We start from the raw sequence: 21,075 nt of genomic DNA on the forward strand, positions 1-21,075 counted from the left end.
CCAACTTCCCTCCTGATTTGGCTACAATGCGCGCGGTATGTCCGTGGAAAAACCAGAGATTCTGAGCGTCAGTCAGTTGACCCGGCTTGTCAAGGGATTGCTGGAGACGCAAATCAGCTACGTGTGGGTCGGCGGGGAGATTTCGAATTGGCGGGTCTCTCCGGCGGGACACGCGTATTTCACGCTGAAGGACAAGGACAGCCAGATTGATGCGGTGATGTTTCGTGGCAAGCTGATGAAGCTGCCGTTCGGACCGGAAGGCGGACTTGAAGTCGTGGCTTTTGGACTGGTCACGGTCTACGAGAAGCGCGGCAATTACCAGCTCGTCTGCGAGGAAATGCACCCGAAGGGCGTTGGTGCACTGCAACTCGCATTCGAGAAACTGAAAAAGAAGCTGGAAGAAGAGGGGCTGTTTGCGCCGGAGTTGAAGAAGCCGTTGCCGCTTCTCCCCCGCCGCATCGGTATCGTTACGTCACCTACGGGCGCGGCGATTCGCGACATCCTGCACGTCATCAAACGGCGGTTCGCAAATGTACATATTCTGCTGTATCCCGCGCGTGTGCAGGGTGAAGAGGCCGCCGAGGAGATCGTCGAAGGCATCCGCGTCCTGGACGAGATGGGCATTGACGTGATGATTGTCGGACGCGGCGGCGGGTCGCTGGAAGATCTGTGGCCGTTCAACGAAGAGATCGTGGTGCGCGCGATTCACGCGGCGCAGACGCCCATCATTTCGGCGGTCGGCCACGAGATCGATTTCACGCTGGCGGATTTTGTTGCGGACTTGCGCGCGCCGACGCCGTCGGCAGCGGCAGAAGTGGTGGTCAAAGAACAGGAGGCGCTTGCGGAGCAGGTGCGCGTGCTGGGCCATCGCATGGGCAAGGCCACGGGGCGGCTAATCGAGCAGGCGCGCACGCGTCACACGCTGGCAATGTCGAGCTTCGTGTTCCGCCGGCCGGAAGAGTTGTTCCGCCAGCGGAGACAGCAGGTGGACGATCTTCGGATGCGCATCGAGGATGCTGTCACGGACGGAGTGCGCACTTCGCGACGCCGTTTAGACCATGCCGCGCGGTCGTTGGTGCTGCTATCGCCGGCGAACCAGGTTGGCCGCGCCAAGCAGCATTTGCTCATGAAGCGGCAGCGCCTTGAGCAGGGGGCGATGAAGTGCGTTGTGCGTGCGCGATCGCGTTTTGGTCCGTTGTTGGCACAACTCGACGCGCTGAGTCCGTTGGCGGTGTTGGCGCGCGGTTATGCGCTGGCCTGGAAGGTTGAGGATAATGCGCTGGTGCGCGAGGCACGTCAGCTTGCTCCGAACGATCGGATCCGGTTACGGTTTGGGAAGGGCGGCGCGACTGCCTTGGTGGAACATACAGAGGATGTAGCGGATGGCTGAGCCCAAGTTTGAGAAAGATTTAGAGCGGCTTGAGGAAATCGTGTCGGCGCTGGAAGAAGGCGAATTGCCGCTCGATGAGGCTTTGAAGCGATTCGAAGAAGGCATCAAGCTGGCCAAGCGCTGCGAGAAGGCGTTGTCGGAAGCCGAGAAGAAGATCGAAATCCTCACGAAGAACGCCGATGGCAAGCTGGAGGCGCAGCCATTTGGCGAAGACGAGGAAGACAACGCCGAAGAATCGTCCAAGGGCAAGGCCGCCTCTTCCAAGAAGAACGCCGATAGCGATTCAGAAGAAGGCGAATTGCTGTTTTAGCTTCATCGTGCTTCGAGCAGCAGGTTCCTGCCTTCTGCCTGCAAGTCATTTCAAGTCAGTCGGCATTCCATTCGAAGTGAATCGGGTGTGCTTGACGCTTTTCCCGGGTTCGCTCTAAACCACCATTTTGGAGGCAGCAGCATGTCGGCAATTGTCGCAGTTTCGTTGATCATTCAGGCAGCCTCTTCAGGGCCTTCCATTGGCGTCATTGCTGACGGATTGGTGGAGTACTCGCAGTGGGCGAAGCCATACGCGGCGGTGTGGTCGGGTATGGAGATCGTGCGGATTCTGGAATCCAGCGGAGCCAACCCGACTCTTCTGACTAAAGACGATCTGACCGTGGAGTCGTTCCGCCGGTTCGATGCACTGCTTGTCGCGACTGACAACATGTATCCCGAGCGCGGTCCGTGGGGAGGACCCGTCGCGGAGGCGCTTAAGCAGTACGTGGATGAAGGCGGAGTCTACTGCATGTCGCTGGGGATGTCGCATTGGGCCAGTCTCGACGTGGAAACGGGGAAAGTCGATCAGGGGCATGCAGACGACTTCTTCGGCCTGCACGGAAATAGCGTTGTGGGCAGAGGTCCGTTCGGTTTGACGAAGCAGGGCGCGACTATTGGATTGGCCAAACCCGTTGGAGTCAATGCGAAGGCAGCGCGATCCCTTAACTTCCCCTTGAGTGCCGTGCTTGTGTGGGACCGAGCGTACGTTCCGATTCTGTCGGCGGCGCCGTACGGCAAGGGTTGGCTTGTGCATTGGGGAGCAGGACCCGAAGGGGGCATGGATAAGAGCGTACGCGACTACGTGATTCCATCGTTTGTTTCGGTTATCCGTGCGGCAAAGACTGGGGCGTTGCACACGACGACCTTGATGGACTTGATGGTAGAGGAGGGTTTGGCAGGTAAGTCATTGGACGATGTCGACCGCGAGGTGTTTAAACCTGGCGTTGCGCCGTTGGATACGCCAGAGACTCGGATGAAACTGATGCCAATCCAGGCAGGCGCGCCCTATGTTCCGCGTGCGCGTTCGCTGGATGGCACATGGCAGATGCTGGGACTGCCTATTGGACAAGGCGACGCGCGTGTCCTGACCAACGGCAAGGAGTGGGAAGACGCTGTCGATGCCGAGATCCCATGCAGTGTGCAGACCGCGCTGTTCAAAGCAGGTGTCATTCCCGATCCGGTTGTGGGATTCAACGATCAAATTGCGCGAAAGGAAGTAGCGGAGAAGGAGTGGTGGTTTCGCAAAGAGTTCGATTGGACTCCGGGCGAGCGGGCGCGTCTGGTTTTCGATGGCGTCGACTACAGCGCGACGTTCTGGCTCAACGGCGTAAGGCTTGGTGAGCACGAAGGCCCGTCGGGCGGGCCGGAATTCGACGTGTCCGCCCTCGTGCATGAACAGAACACGCTTGTCGTGCGCGTCGATCCGCTGCCGCCCGACTGGAAGCTGGTGTTCAAGTTCAACTGTGTCTACGGTTGGCACTATGTGAACTGCCCGCCCATAGGAATCTGGCAATCGGTCCATATCAAGCGCGTACCCGACGTTGAAATTACGGAGTTGTTCGTGGCCGCGAAAGACGTCGCGAAGGGAACGCTCGATGCACATCTCGTACTACGTGGTCCGCAAGAAGGCGTCGAAGGAGTCCTCTGCGGAGTCATTCGTCCGGTGAATTTCGAGGGAGAGGCGTATCAGTTTGTGGCGCCGATGAAATCGGAAATAGCGGAGACTCCGATTCACCTTCAGTTCGAGGTTCCCAATCCAAGACTGTGGTGGCCGGTCGACCTTGGCGAACCGAATCTGTACGAATTCCACATCGCGTTCCAAAAAGACGGTGTGCCAGTAGATGCTCGAGCCGCACGCTTTGGATTTCGAACCGTCGAAATGCAGCCCACGCCTGGCGGCGCCCGACCCGACCGGTACAATTGGACCTTCGTAGTGAATGGCCGCCCCACGTTCTTGAAGGGCTGCAATTGGGCGACAACGGATGCCTACTTGCGACTGGATGAATCGCGCTATCGGCGGTTCCTCACGATGGCCAAGGACGAGCACATTCAGATCATGCGGAGCTGGGGCGGCGGCTTGCTTGAAACGGATCTGTTCTATGATATTTGCGACGAGCTTGGGATCATGGTGTGGCAGGAGTTTCCACTTACGTGGCAGAACTTCGACGTGATCCCGCTGACGGTGGCCGACGAGATCGCCGTGCGCAACGTCCAACGTCTTCGGAACCATCCATCGCTCGTGATGTGGTGTGGCGGCAATGAGCATTCGGGTGAGGGCGCATTGATCGAACTGTTGGGAAGGCGGTGTCTCGAACTCGATGGCACGCGGCCCTACCATCGCTCCGACCCATTCGGCGGAAGCGTGCACAACTACGATGTGTATTGGGGGAAAGGCCCCTATGAGAAGAACATCGAGTTGACTCCGCTAAACGAAGGCGCACCGGTCATTGGCGAGACGGGCCTCGCATCCGCGTGCGCTGTCGAGAGTACACTGAAGTTTCTTCCTGAAGAGGAGAAAGGCACGTGGCCCCCGAAGGACAGCAGTGCCTTCATTCACCATACGCCGACGTTCACGCCGGTAAACATGGATCACCTCAACCGTCACGCGAAAGAACTCGATTCCTGCAACGACCTCATAGGGTTCACCCGCGGCACCCAGTTGGCGCAAGCAACAGGTTTGCGCCTTGTGCTCGAACGAATGCGGGCTGGCTGGCCGAACAAGACGGCGATGGTCTTCTACAAACTGACGGATGTCTTTCCGGGGTGTTCATGGTCGACGGTCGATTACTTCGGCGTGCCAAAGATCGCCCACTACGTCGTGCAGGATTGCTACGCGCCGTTGCGCGTATGCGTGCTGTACGATTCTCTGGACATTGAGCTTGGGAAAGCGTTCGCGCCCGTGATACGAATTGTGGACGATATCGAAAAGTTGGAAGGATCCGTGCAGGTTAAGTTGCGCCTGCTCGATGGAAACCTACGGGTCGTCTCGGAACAGGAACTCACACGATCAGTGAGTCACAATCGGGTGCATGATCTGGGCACGGCGTCACTGGAAGTGCCATCAACATCTCAGGGGCCATTCCTGCTCACAGCGGACCTGGTTGCGGGTGACCTCAACGACCGCGCATTCCATTGGTTCAACTTCCGAGCACAGCCGGGGTGCCTATTTTCCTTGCCCCAGACGACACTCGAAGCAAAGCGAGACGGCGATGCGATTGTCGTTACGAATACGGGCGCGCTTCCTGCGGTGGCCGTCCACTTCGAGTGTCCCGAAGCATCCGATTCGCTACGATATGAGGATGCCTATTTCTGGCTCGACGCGGGGGAAAGCAAGCGGGTGGGAGTCGCGCGCGAGGAGAACATTTTGGGTTTGATACCGGAGGCCACTAGAATAGTCATTCAGGCGTGGAACAGCGCCGACGAAAGCATCACGATGTAGCAGATTCGGGTTCAGTAGTATCGGGCATATGAATCCACATCCAAAATACACAGAGATACTTCAAGGAATTCTAAGAATACTCAAGCATGGCGTGACCCCGTGGAGTGGAGTCGTCTACCGCTACGCATCAAGCAAGTATTCATCTGACGTAAAGATTCTGAGCGGTATTGGGGCGTATCGGGCAGGTGGCCGCTGGAATCCCCCTAATACTTTTCACGCTGTCTACTGCGCATCGAGTCCCGGGCTCGCACACGCGGAGTATCTCTCGACGTATAGGATTGCAGGAATTCCCCTCAGCAGGTCCCACCCAGTCACGGGAAAAGCATTGGAGGTCAACGGGGCTACGGCCCTCGACCTCCGAGACACCGGAATTCTGTCTCAACTCTCACTTTCCCTGCGACAATTGAAGGAAGATCGGTGGAAAGTAGCCATAGATGAAGGACGTGAGTCACTTTGCCAAGCTGTTGGCCGGGCAGCATTTACGTCAGGGGTAGAGATTCTGCTGACCCCCTCGATTCTGAAGCCACACAGCGAAGACTTTAACGTCGTGCTGATCATCGAAAATGCCCAGACTCCAAGCGAAAAATGCAGGGTGCTATCCTGAGATTGTCGACAGCCTATCCATCTACACGCAAATTTGCAGGTTAATTTGCTTGCAAACGAAGGAGCATTCGGTTATACTAAGACTGTCTACCCGGAGAGACAAATTATGACAAAGCGACCAGCAGCCGACGACTACAAGAATCAGTCCATCGTGGCAGAGGCCCGCGCACACTACGGCCCGCCATCGAGAAACTACGAAGAGATCGCCCTCACTCACCGCGGGCTGCCCAACCGCACGCGGAACGCTCTCCAAAACGACTTCCGCAAAACTAGGGAGCTACTCGGTCTGACTCAGCAGGATATGAGTTCTCTGACGGGTATTTCGATTCGGAAGATTTCCGGAATAGAACGAGGAGAACACAAACCTGACCGCGACGATTTGCGCAGGATAAACGAGATTCAACGATTGCAGACTGAATTGACACACATCCTTGAAGCCGACGCCATCGGCGAATGGCTTCAGGAACCCAACGAATATTTCCTGGGACTAACCCCTATCCAAGTCATCCAACGCGGCGAGTCGGATCGGGTCTGGCGGTTGATTTGGCGACTTCAAGACGGCGTTCCGCTCGAATAATTGTGCAACTGAAACACGCCACGACAAAGCGAAGGAGCTCTGCATCCATTTCCAGGGGACACGCTGTTCAAGACATTCGCATAAACCTGTACCTGTTTTTGTTCCCTATGGGACGCCGGTATAATGTTGCCTTGGTCTGAACCTGCGCAACGCTAAGGAGAATCCGATTGAAATACGTGTCGGTTTTGGCGGTCGTGTGCGGCATCGTCTGCTCCGGCTGCGTAACGATGGGCGGCGAGCACGCCGTACTGCGGGCAAAGAACAAAGTTGCGCCCGCCTTGGTCCACGTCCGTCCTGTGAAGGAGATCTTTACAGGGGGTAAACGCGAGGAGATGTCGGTCGTAGGCAGCGGCTTCATCATTTCCCCGGATGGGTATGTGGTTACAAACGAGCACGTAGCCGGCGAAGCCACGCTGGTGCGATGCGTGCTCTTTAACAAAGAAGAGGTGGAGGCCAAGGTCGTCGGCACGGACAAACTGACCGATTTGGCCGTGCTTAAGTTAGAAACAGACCACAAGTCACTGCCCTATGTGAAGCTGGGCAGCTCAAGCCGGCTCCAAACCGGCGAGACAGTGCTTGCGCTCGGCAGTCCACATGGATTGGCCCGATCGGTATCGAAGGGTATCGTGAGCGTGACGGATCGCTACCTGGGCGACCACGACGATATGGTTTCGCCCTACAACACGTGGATTCAGACCGATGCCGCCATCAACCCCGGCAACAGCGGCGGGCCACTGGTAAATCTGAAGGGTGTCGTCGTCGGCGTCAACGCGCGCCGGTTGGGTGGCGCGGACAATGTGGGATTTGCCATCCCCATCGATGCGGCAAAGGAAGTCATCGAGGCCATTATCAAGAATGGTCGAGTGCAACGAAGCTGGATCGGCGTAACGCTTCAGGAAGTGACCAGCAAGACAGACGACCCGAAGCAACTCGGCGTCGTCATTGCTGACGTGGACCCCCTCTCCCCCGCCGCCGAAGCGGGTCTGCGTCCCGGCGACGTATTGCTGTCGATTAACGGAAAAGCAACGGACGCGCGGTATGTAGAAGCGCTACCTGCGGTGAGAAAGATGATCGCGGATCTTCCGATAGACGAGAAGGTCTCAGCCAAGGTTCAACGCGGCACGGAATCGATTGACATTCCCATCACACCAATCGAAAAGAGCGACGTGCGGGGAGAAGAAGTCGAGTTCGCGGAGTGGGGCTTCACTGCATCGGATGTGACGCCATCAATAGCTCGCGCCGCGCAATTGCCGTCGACGCAAGGCATGTTCATATCGGGTTGCCAGGTTGGCGGTGTAGTTGCCAACGCGGGCCTGCGCCAAGGAGATATCGTGCTAAAGGTCGATGGCAAAGACCTGGCGAGCATGACTGCGTTCAAGGAACTGTACAAAGAGCGCATCGAAAGCAAGCAGGCACTTGTGTTGTTCGAAGTGAAAAGCGGTGCATTAACCCGGTTTGTACTGGTAAAGCAGATGGAAGGCGGCGGCACGCCCAATCCAGAAGACAACGAAGATGACGGAGGCAGCTCCGATGAAGGTTAAACGAATTCTCACGTTCTGTTTCGCAGTGGTGACCTTAGCAGGTACGGCGCAGTCGCAAGCGTTGCCGGCTTCGCTGGTAGAGGATGCCTACTCGCGAATTTCGCCTGCAGTTTGTATTGTGAGTTACTCGTCCGATATCACGAATCCCTCCACCGGACAGAGTTCAAAGCGGAACACCCGCGCCCTCGGGTTGCTCGTGTCACCCGACGGGATGGTGATGGCGCACGGACACATGGAGTTGGAGGACTCGGAACCATTCAACATCAAAGTGACGGTGGGTTCCGGAGAATTGGAAAAGGAATATGACGCCAAGTTGCTGAAGAAACCGGAGGACGTCAACATCTGCTTCTTGAAGATTCAGACTGATACGCCTACCCAGTTTCCATTCGCAAGCTTCGCTACCGAGAAGCTCAACTTGGGCGAGGAAGTGGCGATTATAGGACTGCTTGGAGAGACGCTCGACTTCAGCAAATCCGTCATTGTGCGCCATGTCGGGGCGATTCTGGAAAAGCCGCGCACCACCTATTGCATAGACGAACGTCTGCTCTTTGGGTACGTGGGCGGGCCGGTCATTAATGCGAGCGGCAAAGTAATAGGCGTTATCGGTTTTGACTTAACGCCCAACGAAGGCGGTGAATTGTATGTGCGCAGTGGACATCCGCTGATTTATCAAACGGATCTCTTCGAGCGCTACATCAAGAATCCGCCCGTTGAAGGGGAAGAGCAAGGCTCAAAGGAAGATGCCTTCCTGGGGGTGTTCACCCAGCCACTAACGGACGATTTGGCGGAGTACTGGAACCTGCCTCAAAAGGGAGGTGTGGTTGTGGGCACTGTTATCGCGGCATCGCCGGCTGAGGCCGCGGGATTGAAGCTTGGCGATGTGATTGTGAGTTTCAACAACGTTCCCGTGACGGCCAAGCTCGATCGCGACATTGTCGGATTCACGAAGCTTGTGCGCGACACAGGAGTTGGCAAGCCTGTGCCCGTGAAATTGATTCGCGACGGCCAACCGCTTGAGATATCGCTAACCCTGACGCCGCGGCCGAAGTCGGCGAAAGATGCCGGTGAGTTCGAAGACAAGACTTTCGGGCTGACCGTGCGAGAGATCACGACCGACGTACGTATCCTGCTCAATTTGTCCGAAGATGTGCAGGGTGTCATAGTGCGTCGCGTGAAATCGGGTAGCTGGGCAGAGCTCGCGGGAATCATCCCCGGTACTATCATTCTCAACTTCGGGGACTATCCCGTGACGAACCTGAAAGAATTCCAGGACGCAGTCGCCAAGGTATCGGAAGCCAAGCCGAACGAGTTTTCAGCCTTCTGCAGGGTTGGCGCGCGTACGGGCTTCTACCGCATACGCCCCCGCTGGAACAATGGTACGACCAATTAGTCTGATGCTGATTTTCGCAGTCCTCTCCGGTTGCCCCAAGGAACCGGAGAGGAACTTGTTCGCCGAAGCGGAAGTGTTGTACCTGGATATGCGTTACGATGAGGCAATCACATTGTTGAAGCAGCATCTTATCCGCAATCCAAAGGATGCGGGCGCGCATTTTTATCTTGGGACGTGCTACCTGAATTCGCCGAAAAACGGATGGCTGGGCATCGCACAGGGGGAATTGCAGACCGCGTTGGCGCTCTTCAAGGAGCAGGGCAAGGTCAATCCCATCCCCCGATTCAACAACGCGACGTACTTTGAGATGATTTGCCACATTAATCTCGCGAAGGTCTACTTACGGTTGATCGTTAACGTGTTGGACCTTCCCCAGAACCAGTTGGGGGTTGATCGGGGATCTGCGATAGAGAAATTGGTGGAGGGGCTGGAAGAGCAATATGCTGCAGCCCGAGAGATCGCTCCAAACGATCCGGACGTGAAAGCACTCTATGAACGCATAAGCGAAGTAAAGGGTCTACTGCGTTACCGGCCCCGGTCGAATCCGTCGCGCCCAGACAACAACGTGAGTCGAACGACTTTTGTGAGACCGTCCCTAGCCACGCACCGTAAGGCAGCATAAAGGAGGAATCGCCATGCCGGACCCCGTCATCGCCGATCGGAAACCTGCGGTTCTCGAACTGGAGCCGGGCACATACTGGTGGTGCCGATGTGGGCGTTCGAAAGATCAGCCATGGTGCGACGGATCGCACAAGGGCTCCGAATTTTCCCCGTTGGAAGTGACTATCGCGGAGAAGCGCAGTTACGCTATGTGCCAGTGTAAGCATAGCGACAAGTCCCCGTTCTGCGACGGCACACATAAGCGCATATAGCAATCGATGCGCATACTCATCACGGGAGCTTCTGGAAACCTTGGATCCGGACTCGTTGAAGAACTCGAAGGACACCACGAGCTTGTACTGTCCGACGTGTGCGACATGCGCACCGCCCATACCTTCCGTCAAGCCGACTTGAGAAAGCTAGAGGAAGTTCTTCCCATTGCGGAGGGATGCGAGCTAATCGTGCACACGCCCGCTTGGCATGGGATGCACGGAGGACAGAAGAATGAGGCCGAATACTGGCAATTGAACGTCGACGGATCGTTTCATGTGTTTCAATCGGCTTTGGCACACAGCGTACATCAGATGGTATGGGTCTCCAGTGTCGCGATCGCCGGCTGGGAACGGGACAAGTATGGCTTCAGCAAGTTCATAGGCGAACACCTGTGCGGGTATTATCATCGAGTTCATGGGTTGCGAATCGGGATCCTTCGTCCGTGGGATTTCACGCCTTTTGGCGATGACTTCGTGCGATACGGAGAACGACTCCTTACTGGGGGTGTCGACCGAAGAGACGTAATCGGGGCAACGCTTCGCCTGATAGAGCTTGTGAGTCAAGGGACTCTGGATTTCGACTGCTTCGAAATTGGGAAAGATCATCCATTCTCACTGGAAGACTGTGAACGGTTCGCCAACGATCCGAAGGGAATCATTGAATCGTATTGGCCTGGATATGGCGACTTAATTGACAAGTACGCGCTGCGTTTTCCTGAGCATCCAATCTTGAGCGATATCTCGAGGACAAAGGAAGTACTGGGATACGCTCCCAAGTACAACTTCGGGACGTTCTTGGAAGAGCTTCGGGATCGCGATGAGAGAGGTATTCCGGTTCGGTAGTGTGAGGGGGAGTTGTGTCGACTTCAGACAAAAAGCAACGTGAAGAAAACGAGGCAGGTGCAACGCCGATTCCATTTCAGCGCGGCGTAATCGCCATGCAACTCTTATTGATCGTTTTTTTCTCTCTACTGTTCTTTCTGTCTGTGCTGGCAGCGCCGCTATACAAGAGTGCTCTCGGTGGTTTCATCGGCGCGAATGCGCTACCGATTCACACGGGAATGCTCATCGTACTTGCCGCTCAGTTCGTTTGGATATCGAGCCGCGGCAAAGGACGTTCGAGCGCTGATTGCTGGTCCTATTTCGCCATCTTCGCCCTCTTTCTCATCGGAGTCTGCGCGTTCATTTCGGTAGCGCGCGGTCTTAATCATTGGGGCATTCTGATTGGCCACGATGAGCCTCAATACTTCTCATACCTACATTCCTGGGTCTTCGATCACGATCTCAGCTTCGAGAATGAATATCGTGAGATTCCGAATACGTGGAAATCCATGCAGGAAGACCATCCCGAGCGACCGGACTACAACGTCGCGCCGATTGGAAGCGCTGTTATCTGGTTACCCTTCTATTTGACCGCATTGGTCTTTCTGCACCTCGTGAATGCGCTTGGGGTAGCTGTACCACTGAATGGAATGTCGAGTCCATACGCGATGGCGGCTGCATTCGGCAGCCATGTCGCCGCCGCAATTGGAATGGCCCTGATTTACGCAACGCTTCGCAAGTGGTTTTCGGTGCGGGCGTCGCTGATAACGATTCTGTTTCTGTGGACGTCGACTCCGTTGATTTGGTACCTCACCGACCAACCTTGGATGTCGCACGCACCTGACTTTTTTGCAGTCGCGCTCGTGCTTTGGTTCTGGTTACGATTTCGGGAGCGATGGACACTTTGGACTTGGATAGGTTTTGGCGCGACGATCGGACTGGCCTCACTCGTTCGCCCAAATCACATCACGCTAATAATCATTCCCATCTCGGAAGTCATTGTTGCCTCTAGCGGGGCTCGCGCCAAGACGGCAATAGGCGTATTGCTCTGCGCAGGCGCCATGCTTCTCACGTTCTTGCCTCAGATCATCACGCACGCCGTCCGTGAGGATTGGGCGCACAAAGGTATTCACTTTCCACCGGGAAGTCCTATGGAATGGGCGCATCCGGCAATCACAGAAGTGCTGTTTTCGGCTCATCACGGCCTGTTCGCGTGGCACCCGGTGCTTCTGTTTGGATTCATTGGGGTACTCACATTATGGCCTCGGTCGCGCTACATAGCTGTCGTCTGCGCGGTCATTCTTGCCCTCAGCGTATACATGAATGCCGCAATCCAGGCATGGTGGGCGGGTGGATCATTTGGCATGCGTCGGTTTGCGGGAGACATGCCCTTCATGGCGCCGGGCTTCGCCGCATTCGGCGTTTGGTTCGTTGGATTCTGCCGCAAGAGGCCCTTCATTCCCGCGGCGTTTGTTGTTGTCTTGACATTTCTCTACAACGTTACGTTGCAGAAGCAAATGCGCGAAGGGTACACGGATTCGTTGTTGCCCGTGACATTTCAGCGGATATGGTCGCACTCCGCAACCTTGCTCCATGACATGATCGGCAATCCCTTCTCGTTTCCCGCAAACGCGTGGTTCGCATTCAAGCACGATACACCTTTGTCGCAATACGACTACGTGGCAGGAGTCCCTCCGCGCCCCGACATGTATGTGGAAGGCCTCGATCAGAAGCCATTCCTGGGCAAAGGATGGTTGATGAGCATGCAGATCGCCGCCCAGAACGACGGTGGATTCGTCGCGACGGAGAAGGTGTGTACGCTGCTGTTTCAATTAAAATGGGGGCACTCGTACCGAATCAAGCTCGCCATGGTGCCTCCGTCGAGACTCGAGAAAGACCAAGGAGTCGCCTTTGCAGTAAATGGGGTTTCGCTGGGCGCGGCTGTCTTGAAGCAGCACACCCGTTCGGAATTGACGCTCACGGTTCCCGAGAGCGCCGTGCGTCAAGGATTAAATACACTATCACTCACATTCGATAACGTATTGGAAACACCGCGAGCCGGCGTGCGTGGCGGCCCGCAAGGGGGTCGGGGTTTCCCGATGGAGACCAGTCAACCCCTGAGGAATGCCGGGTCACTGCTGACATTCGGCATCGAAACCGCGGACGCGCCACCCTCTCCGGCGCAATCACCTCAACCCCAATAGCTCCGACAAGATCTCGACATCGCCGGGAGCGTATCCGGAGTAGTGGCTATTGAAGTATCCAAAGACGGGGATTTCCTTGTCGAGAATCTGTTTGATAGCAGGAACCCATCGCGCAATATCGTTACGTCGATCAATAACATGTTCTCCCCAAGTCTTCGTGAGTTTCTCGATCCCGTATCGGTCACCCAACCAACGAAAATAGGCAAAATCTCCGGTCAGGAGTTCCTCATGACGGCTGAACCACTCCGGGCTATGCATCCACGGATGGTCGATGAACGCCAACGTCACGTGGTGTTCACGAAGCAAGGCCAATAGCCGCTTGGTGATCCATGCTTTGTTCCTAACTTCAACGACGAATCGGTGCGAATCGCGAGGCAGAAGCGGAAGAAATGCATCAAGCCGGGTCAGGAAAGTCTTCTCGTCAACACCGGTCTTCTTGGAGTAGTAGGGAAATTGAAACACGAGCGGACCGAGCCGGTCGCCCAAGAGTGTCATCGCATTCAGGAATTCCTGAAGCTCTCGTTGGCAGTCCAGCAACATCTTGTCGTGCGTGATGACTTGCGGGGCTTTCGCGGAGAAGATGAACTCGGGGGGAGTGCGATCACGCCACCCTTCGATAGTCCCAATTCGCGGTGTTCCGTAGAACGACGAATCGACCTCGACGGTCTTGAATCGTTGCGCATACTGCGCGATGTAGTCGACGGGTTTTGTGCCGGGCAGATAGACTTTTCCCACCCAATCCGAAGTGCTCCACGAGCAGGTTCCGAGGCGTACCTGCGATGTACTGCCAGTGGATGGAGGCATGCGCAATCAGTCCTTGGGGCGTTTGTGCAAGCGATCGCGATGTTTCTGCAGCCGCCTGACGGATTTGTCGGACAACCGTTCTTCCACAGGGTTACTGCTGTACTTTGTTGCCTCACGTTGCAGCGATGCTCGTGATTGCGTCAACGCCGTGTCCATCGACGATAAGAATGACTCAGGAGTCAAGACTAGCGCACCCAACCCGCGACACAGATCGCGGATTCCACGGTCGCCGGAAATGACCACAATCTCGCGGCGATTGGCGGAGGCATGCACAAACCGTTCGATCACCGTATCCGCGGTTAGGTGACCGGGTGAGAAGAGCACTTCCAGTCCCTGTCCGCCGTGAAGAGGAAGCTCGGATTCGCCACGACGGTTTCTTCCATCGAAGACAATCTTGGCGCGGTCTCCGGTAATTGTGCAGTACCGGGAAACCCGTTCGATGAGGCTGTCGCGCGCCGCCTCAAAGTTTGACATGGTGAGCGGCTTCAGTTTTCGACAAAAGTGGATGACGTTGTAGCCGTCAATACAATAGAGCGTGCTCATGCATGCGGCGTGTCGACATACACGCGCTGAACACGCCGGCCAATTCCCGTGAGAATCTCGTAGGGAATGGTCTCGGCTTGCTTTGCAACGTCTTCGACGGTGATCGTCAGCGATCCGTCGCGTCCAATGATCGTTACGGGATCGCCCAGAGTCACACCGGCCACTTGCGTGACATCCACCACAATCTGATCCATCGACACGCTTCCGCGTACCGGGCAACGCTTACCTCGGATGAGCACGTGGCCGCGATTCGAAAGACTGTATCTGAATCCGTCGGCATAGCCCACCGGGACAAGCGCAATACGCATCTTTTCATCAGCGGTATACGTTCGTCCGTAGCCGATTGTGACGCCCTTTTCAAGATCCTTAACAAGGACTACTTCGGATTCCCAACGAAGAACCTGCGAAAGGGGCGACGTGGCCGGAGGCGTGTCGGTCGGCCAGACGCCGTACGTCATCAGACCGGGCCGTACCATATCGAACACGCTGGCGGGATGATTGACGATAGCCGCGCTGTTTGCCGCATGCACCATCTCGTAGGGTATGCCCTCTTTCTCCAGCTGGCGAAGCACGTGGCGAAAGGTGCGAAGCTGGTTCGCGGTAAACGGATCGCGGGCAGAGTCGGCGATGGGGAAATGCGTTGCCACTCCCTCGAGATCCACGTGCGACACGCGCGTGAGATACAGCATTTGCGAAACGGCCGTGTCCGCGTTCAAACCTTGCCGGCCCATGCCCGTATCGATCTTGCAATGAATCGGCACAACGCGGTTGGCCCGGCGCGCGAGCTCGCCCACGCGTTCGGCACAGGAAGTTTCGGAAATCATCAGCCGCAATTCGTATTCGACGGCGGCCGGAAGCGCATCATCGGAGGGCTGAACCATGACGAGAATACGGTGCATGATCCCCGCCTCCCGCAACTCGACCGCTTCGCTGACCGATGCAACGCCCAGCATCGCCGCGCCGCACTCGATGGCTTTTTTGGCGATAGGTACCGCGCCAAGACCGTATGCATCGGCCTTCACAATCGGCATCAAGGCACACTCCTTGGGAATAAGCGTGCGGACATAGGCGAGATTGCGCGCATATGCGCCGAGATCGACGATTGCCCTTGAGGGCGAAGGTATGGACACTAAAGCCTCCCCAAATGAAGTTCGCGCCAGTTGATACGCATGAACTGGAAACCGCTGTAGACCGTGTACACGGCCACCGCGACTATTGCGACGTAGGACGACCAGAACAATCCGGTACGGTATAGATCTGCCTGTCCGGGCAACCACCACACAACAAACTGCTCTGCGATAGCCAGGAACAGGAATACGAACACATAGATCATTTGGATGGCCGCTTTAGCTTTGCCGAATTTGTTTGCGGCGATAACGACGCCTTCGCTGGCCGCGAGCGAACGCACGCCGGTTACGAGAAACTCGCGGGCGAGGATCGCCACGACGGTCCAACCTGGGATGTGCAGACTCATAACCGATCGATCCTGCGGCGTCGGCAAGACCATAAGCATAAGGAATCCCGCCGTCAGCAGGACCTTATCGGCCACAGGGTCGAGTAATTTGCCAAAGTTGGTTACGAGATTTCGCGAACGCGCTATCTTGCCGTCCCAATAGTCCGTAATGGCGGCGGCCGCGAAGACAACGTAGCCAAGCGAGTAACAAGACCAATGATGGATCGACAGCAACAGGACAAACAGCGGCACCATGACTACCCGCGCCAGCGTGAGCTGATTGGGCAGATTCATGCCCGTCCCTGTTGACACAGTCCGGTTGGCGTCGTGCTTGGGTACTTCGGATGCGATGGCTACATACTCCCCGTCGCCGATGGTACGGCGTCTCGACCTTGATACACTCGGATTCTACCAAAGGGATTGGCCGTTTCGCATTCGTCCGGTGCAGTTATCCGGCCGAGACGGATTTTCGTGTCCACTCATCCACATGCGTGTGTTTGTAGACACCGAAGCTATCGGGGTACACGACAATCTCCGAAAAGCTACCATTGGCGGGGCCGTGATGGTGCTTTCCGAAGAAGGTTCCTGTGCTCAAATGCGAGAGGTTCGAGTAGATTTCATCGCGGACGTACGAGAAGCGATGAACATGGCCGCAGACGTACAGTACTCGCTTTTGGCACTCGCCCAGCACCACCCGCAGTGCCTGTGCGTTTCGCAGCAGACGTTCCTTGGAAAGTGTGTAGCCAGGCGTGTGAAGGAGCAGCGGATAGTGTCCCGCGACGATTGCCGGATCGGAAGCATCGGCAAGCATCTCTTTCAGACGTCGCACAACATGGTCTTCGACGCGCCCTCTCGACGAGATCAGATTGGGGCACACGGTCGGCGCCAGCAGCAGGGAAGTCCCGCCAGGCAACACGTGCATGGAAGGATATCCGTTTCGAGGCAGGTATTCGCCAAAGTGACGTTCAAAACGATGCGCGCGCACCGATTCAAACGTATAGACGTCGTGGTTTCCGGGAAGTATGTAGGGTTTGAACCCGCGCTTGACGAGCGTTTCGACAAAGCAGCGTGCCTGTTCGAATTCCTCGTCGAGCGAGGTGGAGGCGAAATCACCCGTCAACAACAACTGTCCGCACGAGCAGTTCACCAAAGCTTCGATGTGCGCGTAGGCACGCTCCGCATCGAACTCGTGGCGGCGCCGCAAGGCCACGTTGAGTATACCCAAGGCACGCTTGTTCAGCAGACGCAATGGATTTGCCGTCAGGCTCCAGAAATGGAGGTCCGCGACCTGCAGCAGAGTATCCCGCGCTTTGTCCGTTGCACTTACATCGCTTGCTTGGAGTACCGGCGTGTCCATTGAGCCTACTGCAACGCAGCCACTACGGCATCGACAGCGGGGCTGCCCGCGTTAAGAAGCGACGCGGCCTCTTTGCCAGTCGCGGCGGAATAGCTTGCCAACGCCTTGCTCCACGAATCCGTGGCCGCCGCATTCCAGAGCGTAAGCTGGGCGGGAACCGCAAGCGTCGCGGCCGTCGTTACATCACCCACGGCACGAATACAGGGCATATACGGACCCTTCACCCATGCGGTGTCGTCTTCGGGATTAAACCCATTAACGTCGGCGACCAGTGCGCGCACGCTTCCCTCGTCGCGGCTCTGCGCGAGCGCTGTCGCAAACAGGCACCACACGCCGGCATCGCCCAAACCGATAACGCTTACGTTGGCAGCGCATTCGGGAAGCGACCGCAGATAGGCAATTCCCACGGTGGCGTCTTGGATACGATAGGCCGTGTCAGTCGGCAGAAACGTATCCGGAAAACTCTTTTCGACGCGAACGGTACGTTGAGTCGGGGAATTGTGCTCACCGGTGAGGAACACATCAAGTGTCAGCACGGCACGACCCTTTGCCAACAGTCCCTTGATCAGGTCTCCCGGTCCACCTTGTCCGGTATTTGCGAAGGCGGCTTTGCCGTCGCTGTGCACGGCCAGCACGCCACCCGTCAGCTTATCTACCTTGGGCCGGTATAGAAGCGCAGGCAACACAGAGCCCATGAGATCATTGCGAACGATTAGGCGTTCAAGCGTGTATGTGTCGCCTTCTACAACTCCGAGTTTCTCAACGTTCAGCTTGTTGATGCCGCCGCGATTGTCCGTCATCACTTGACCGCCGACGATATCGTCGAGCGCGGGCGCCGCCAATGAGCGGAAACCCTCAAACTGATTCGCGTTCTTGGGAAGCGTTGCTTCCCACTTGGCTCTATCCGCGGCGATGATGGTCTTCACGACGGTCTGAGCGTCGGGATAGCCGGCGGGAGCATCCTTTCCGGGGAAATTCTGGAGCGCTTCGATGGGCTCCATCTCGTAGGCAGGCTCTGTGAATGAAGCGTATTTTTCGGTCTCGTTCAATAGCCACTTACCAAAGAAACGATACACCGCTTCTCGGCTGGACTTGTTGTAGTTGTGGCCGAAATCGAACGGCGCATTCTCGACGCGGTCCGCCGCGTCGTAAAACTCGTAGACGCCACGTATGGCGGGGAACTCGACCGTTTGCGTGGTCTTCGTCCAATCACCAGACGCCGACACCATCAGCATCGGACGCGGCGCCGCAAGGGCTCCCACTTCCATGTTGGAAGCGTCAAAGCGAATGATGGGCGCGTTCTCGCACATGCAGCCGCCCTGCATAGTGTGCGAAATCATGTTGACAGGCGCGGACACTTTTACACGGGGGTCGATAGCCGAGAGCGCAAAGGTCTGGGTGCCGCCGCCAGAAGCGCCCGTGCAGGCCAAGCGCATGGGATCAACGTAGGGCAAGGCTTCAAGATAGTCGAGCACGCGCACACTCGACCACAGTTGGAGCGCAAACGGGTGAATGCCCCAGAGGGCCTCTTGCCGGCGTTGCTCGATAGGCACGCTGGGAGGTTTGTGGCCCCAATCCTTGGAAAACTGGCGGCTGTCGTTGTAGCCAACCATGTCATAGCTGAACGCGACCATGCCCATGCGCGCGAACGTGATACAGCGCGCCGCCACGCTGCACTTCTCGTCGTTTTCGAACCGGCCTTTATCCCAGTGGCCGTGCGGGCACGCGATAGCCGGATAGGGGCCATCACCCACAGGGCGATACACATTGCCCGTTACAAGGAATCCGGGCCACGCCTCCAAGGCAACCTTCTCCACGATGTAGTCATCGTGACGGGCAACCTCGGAGACCTTTGCGTTGAGTGGCGTACGTTCGGGAAATGGCCACAACCCCGAGGAAACCTTGAAGCGCCGCCGCAGACCTTTGGCATACCCTTCCCACTGCTGCTTTCCTTCGAAGGGGGTCATCGTAAAAACGGTATTTGTAAAACGCTCGATAGCCGCGCGCGAGTCACCCACAGTCTCGGGAGTATCTTTAACGCGTAGATACGGCAAAATGGCCTTGGGGTCGTAAGCGGCGTCAGTCGTGGCGACGATGACAGCCACATTATCGGGAAACTCTGCCTTCACCGTTCCTTGGGGTAACGGAGCAAGGCCAAGATTCTGCCAGACGTAATCCGAACTGGAGGTCTTTGCAAGTTTAAGCTGCGAGTCCCCGAGCTTCACGACACCCTCGGCATCGCCCTTGACCCAAACCCAGATGTGGTAATCGCCAGAGGATGCCACAGCAATTCCGGTATCTCTTGCCTCGAAGGCGTCCGACCAGACTGTTCCGGGGCCCTGTATGACTGTTCCCAAAGCCAACAGTATCAGCACGTGCATAGAAGCCTTCCTTTCAAGCGCATCTGAGTGGCGCAACGACTGGCCGGTGAAGAATACCCCGAGTCACACGCACAAGGAAAGCTCACGCAAATCGTTGGATGGATGGGATTGGGTCAGAATGCCGCGGCAATGCGGCTGAGAATGCCGCGCAACCCGCGGCGATGAAGATTGGGACACGCGCTTTCGCCGCACCCAACGCATATGTCAGGTAGCATTTCGGCCTTGCCCTCTCCCAGGCCGTCGCGAACCTTCTCGACGAACTGGCCGTGCCACACGTCGCGAATGCTCTGCTTTTCCACGTTGCCGAGTATGGCGGTCCGATGCCAATCGACGCAGCACAGGGGCACGTCGCCGTTGAAGAGGATCATCATGTCGCGCGACGGACGAATGCAGTTCCCCATGGACCGCATTTCACCCACGTTAAGCTGGTCAGCATCTTTGATGTTTCCGCCCCGATTCTCCAACGCCGAAGTGACCAGACGCACGCCGTGCTTCTTCCAGAATCGGCGCGCCTTCTCAATCTCGTGCATGTTCTTGTTGGTGACTACCATCGAAACGCGGAAATCGATGTCAGACCGTTTACGCTTGATCGTGTTCTGGAACTCGATACAGTTCTCGATCACCTTCGTGCTGTCGTAGCCCATGATCTCGCGGTTGGTTTCCGGATCGAGAGACTGAAGACTGCACTTCAGTTGCTTCAAACCCGCGTCAATGAGGGCTTCGCCTTTCTCTTTCGACAGGTAGGTGCCGTTGGTGATTACTTGCGACTTCGTGCTCGGTATCTTCTCGGTCACGGTACGCACAAGATCCGGCATGCGCTTGTCGAGCAGCGGTTCGTTCTGCATGTACATGCCCACTCGCCGCGGGGGATGCTGCGCCAACTCGTCAATAATCTTATTGAACAGATCGAGAGGCATGCGGCCATGCTCCAAATCCGACTTGAGTACTTCCTCATTCGGGCAGAAGATGCAGCGGCCGTTACACCCGGCTTGCGTCTGAATCTGGACACGCGGGGGCATTTCGGGTAATGGGTGCCTCACCGAAGCGATCTCCTATAAAAAGCGTGGGGTTTTCGAGCGAAATGGTATCACAGACACCGCCGGGATTCCAAAAGAACGCCGCTTTCAACGGCCTTGGAGAATGCCTTTGAGTGCTTCTGTAGCGCCCTTCACCAATTCGTCTTTTACGGCGTTCTTCCCGCTTTCCGTTGCCTTCAGGACCTCCTGAGCAATCCCCGTCACGTTGCCCTTGAAGTCATAGGTGGGGGTCGGGTTGTCGATGGGGCCCTTGAGGCGTATTCGAAGTCCGCCTTGACGCAGAAAGTCGGCAACTTCTTTTCCGCCCGGCACGAGATCGGCCGCACCTAACACCGTTTCGAGGATGTTCACTC

General features: G+C 56.6%; 19 protein-coding genes. 11 read left to right on the forward strand and 8 right to left on the reverse strand.

Going from position 1 to position 21,075, the window contains the following annotated elements:
• Window positions 1-37: 37 nt before the first annotated feature.
• From xseA to K1Y02_07475, 11 genes are all read left to right on the forward strand, one after another.
• Window positions 38-1,390, forward strand: coding sequence for an exodeoxyribonuclease VII large subunit (gene xseA / locus K1Y02_07425; GenBank protein ID MBX7256177.1), 1,353 nt, complete (start codon window positions 38-40; stop codon window positions 1,388-1,390).
• Complete coding sequence (locus tag K1Y02_07430) at window positions 1,383-1,700, forward strand: exodeoxyribonuclease VII small subunit (protein MBX7256178.1); 318 nt, start codon at window positions 1,383-1,385, stop codon at window positions 1,698-1,700. The genes xseA and K1Y02_07430 overlap by 8 nt, the downstream gene beginning before the upstream one ends.
• 141 nt (window positions 1,701-1,841) lie before the next feature.
• Window positions 1,842-5,138, forward strand: coding sequence for a hypothetical protein (locus tag K1Y02_07435; protein MBX7256179.1), 3,297 nt, complete (start codon window positions 1,842-1,844; stop codon window positions 5,136-5,138).
• Window positions 5,139-5,166: 28 nt separating this feature from the next.
• Window positions 5,167-5,742, forward strand: coding sequence for an RES family NAD+ phosphorylase (locus tag K1Y02_07440; GenBank protein ID MBX7256180.1), 576 nt, complete (start codon window positions 5,167-5,169; stop codon window positions 5,740-5,742).
• Between the two features lie 105 nt (window positions 5,743-5,847).
• Complete coding sequence (locus K1Y02_07445) at window positions 5,848-6,318, forward strand: helix-turn-helix domain-containing protein (GenBank protein ID MBX7256181.1); 471 nt, start codon at window positions 5,848-5,850, stop codon at window positions 6,316-6,318.
• 167 nt (window positions 6,319-6,485) lie between these two features.
• Complete coding sequence (locus K1Y02_07450; protein MBX7256182.1) at window positions 6,486-7,859, forward strand: trypsin-like peptidase domain-containing protein; 1,374 nt, start codon at window positions 6,486-6,488, stop codon at window positions 7,857-7,859.
• Window positions 7,849-9,249, forward strand: coding sequence for a PDZ domain-containing protein (locus K1Y02_07455; GenBank protein ID MBX7256183.1), 1,401 nt, complete (start codon window positions 7,849-7,851; stop codon window positions 9,247-9,249). Before K1Y02_07450 ends, K1Y02_07455 begins: the two co-directional genes overlap by 11 nt.
• Before the next feature lie 55 nt (window positions 9,250-9,304).
• On the forward strand, window positions 9,305-9,871 hold the full coding sequence (locus tag K1Y02_07460) for a hypothetical protein (GenBank protein ID MBX7256184.1): 567 nt from the start codon (window positions 9,305-9,307) through the stop codon (window positions 9,869-9,871).
• A gap of 13 nt (window positions 9,872-9,884) precedes the next feature.
• Entirely contained in the window at window positions 9,885-10,121 is a 237-nt protein-coding gene (locus K1Y02_07465) for a CDGSH iron-sulfur domain-containing protein (protein MBX7256185.1), read from the forward strand.
• Between the two features lie 6 nt (window positions 10,122-10,127).
• Window positions 10,128-10,964 carry an NAD(P)-dependent oxidoreductase gene (locus K1Y02_07470; GenBank protein ID MBX7256186.1) on the forward strand — a complete coding sequence of 279 codons (837 nt, stop codon included), beginning with the start codon at window positions 10,128-10,130 and terminating at the stop codon, window positions 10,962-10,964.
• Between the two features lie 14 nt (window positions 10,965-10,978).
• The gene (locus tag K1Y02_07475) at window positions 10,979-13,147 is read left to right on the forward strand and encodes a glycosyltransferase family 39 protein (protein MBX7256187.1); all 2,169 of its coding nucleotides are present in this window, start codon (window positions 10,979-10,981) and stop codon (window positions 13,145-13,147) included.
• Here K1Y02_07475 and K1Y02_07480 read toward each other — a convergent pair.
• From K1Y02_07480 to K1Y02_07515, 8 genes are all read right to left on the reverse strand, one after another.
• A complete protein-coding gene (locus K1Y02_07480; protein MBX7256188.1) occupies window positions 13,130-13,951 on the reverse strand; it encodes a DUF72 domain-containing protein in 822 nt (273 codons plus the stop codon). The two genes, K1Y02_07475 and K1Y02_07480, sit on opposite strands and share 18 nt — an antisense overlap.
• 6 nt (window positions 13,952-13,957) lie before the next feature.
• Complete coding sequence (locus K1Y02_07485; GenBank protein ID MBX7256189.1) at window positions 13,958-14,494, reverse strand: NYN domain-containing protein; 537 nt, start codon at window positions 14,492-14,494, stop codon at window positions 13,958-13,960.
• Window positions 14,491-15,624, reverse strand: a complete 1,134-nt coding sequence (gene alr, locus K1Y02_07490; protein ID MBX7256190.1) for an alanine racemase — start codon at window positions 15,622-15,624, stop codon at window positions 14,491-14,493. The genes K1Y02_07485 and alr overlap by 4 nt, the downstream gene beginning before the upstream one ends.
• The gene (pgsA, locus tag K1Y02_07495) at window positions 15,624-16,241 is read right to left on the reverse strand and encodes a CDP-diacylglycerol--glycerol-3-phosphate 3-phosphatidyltransferase (protein ID MBX7256191.1); all 618 of its coding nucleotides are present in this window, start codon (window positions 16,239-16,241) and stop codon (window positions 15,624-15,626) included. The genes alr and pgsA overlap by 1 nt, the downstream gene beginning before the upstream one ends.
• 154 nt (window positions 16,242-16,395) lie before the next feature.
• Window positions 16,396-17,304 carry a metallophosphoesterase gene (locus tag K1Y02_07500; protein MBX7256192.1) on the reverse strand — a complete coding sequence of 303 codons (909 nt, stop codon included), beginning with the start codon at window positions 17,302-17,304 and terminating at the stop codon, window positions 16,396-16,398.
• A 5-nt stretch (window positions 17,305-17,309) separates the two neighbouring features.
• Entirely contained in the window at window positions 17,310-19,685 is a 2,376-nt protein-coding gene (locus K1Y02_07505; protein MBX7256193.1) for a hypothetical protein, read from the reverse strand.
• 113 nt (window positions 19,686-19,798) lie between these two features.
• On the reverse strand, window positions 19,799-20,725 hold the full coding sequence (locus tag K1Y02_07510) for a radical SAM protein (GenBank protein MBX7256194.1): 927 nt from the start codon (window positions 20,723-20,725) through the stop codon (window positions 19,799-19,801).
• A gap of 84 nt (window positions 20,726-20,809) precedes the next feature.
• Window positions 20,810-21,075 (reverse strand): hypothetical protein (locus K1Y02_07515; protein MBX7256195.1); only part of this gene is annotated, 266 nt, incomplete at its 5' end.

It is taken from the genome of Candidatus Hydrogenedentota bacterium (assembly GCA_019695095.1).
Classification (GTDB): Bacteria; Hydrogenedentota; Hydrogenedentia; order Hydrogenedentales; family SLHB01; genus JAIBAQ01.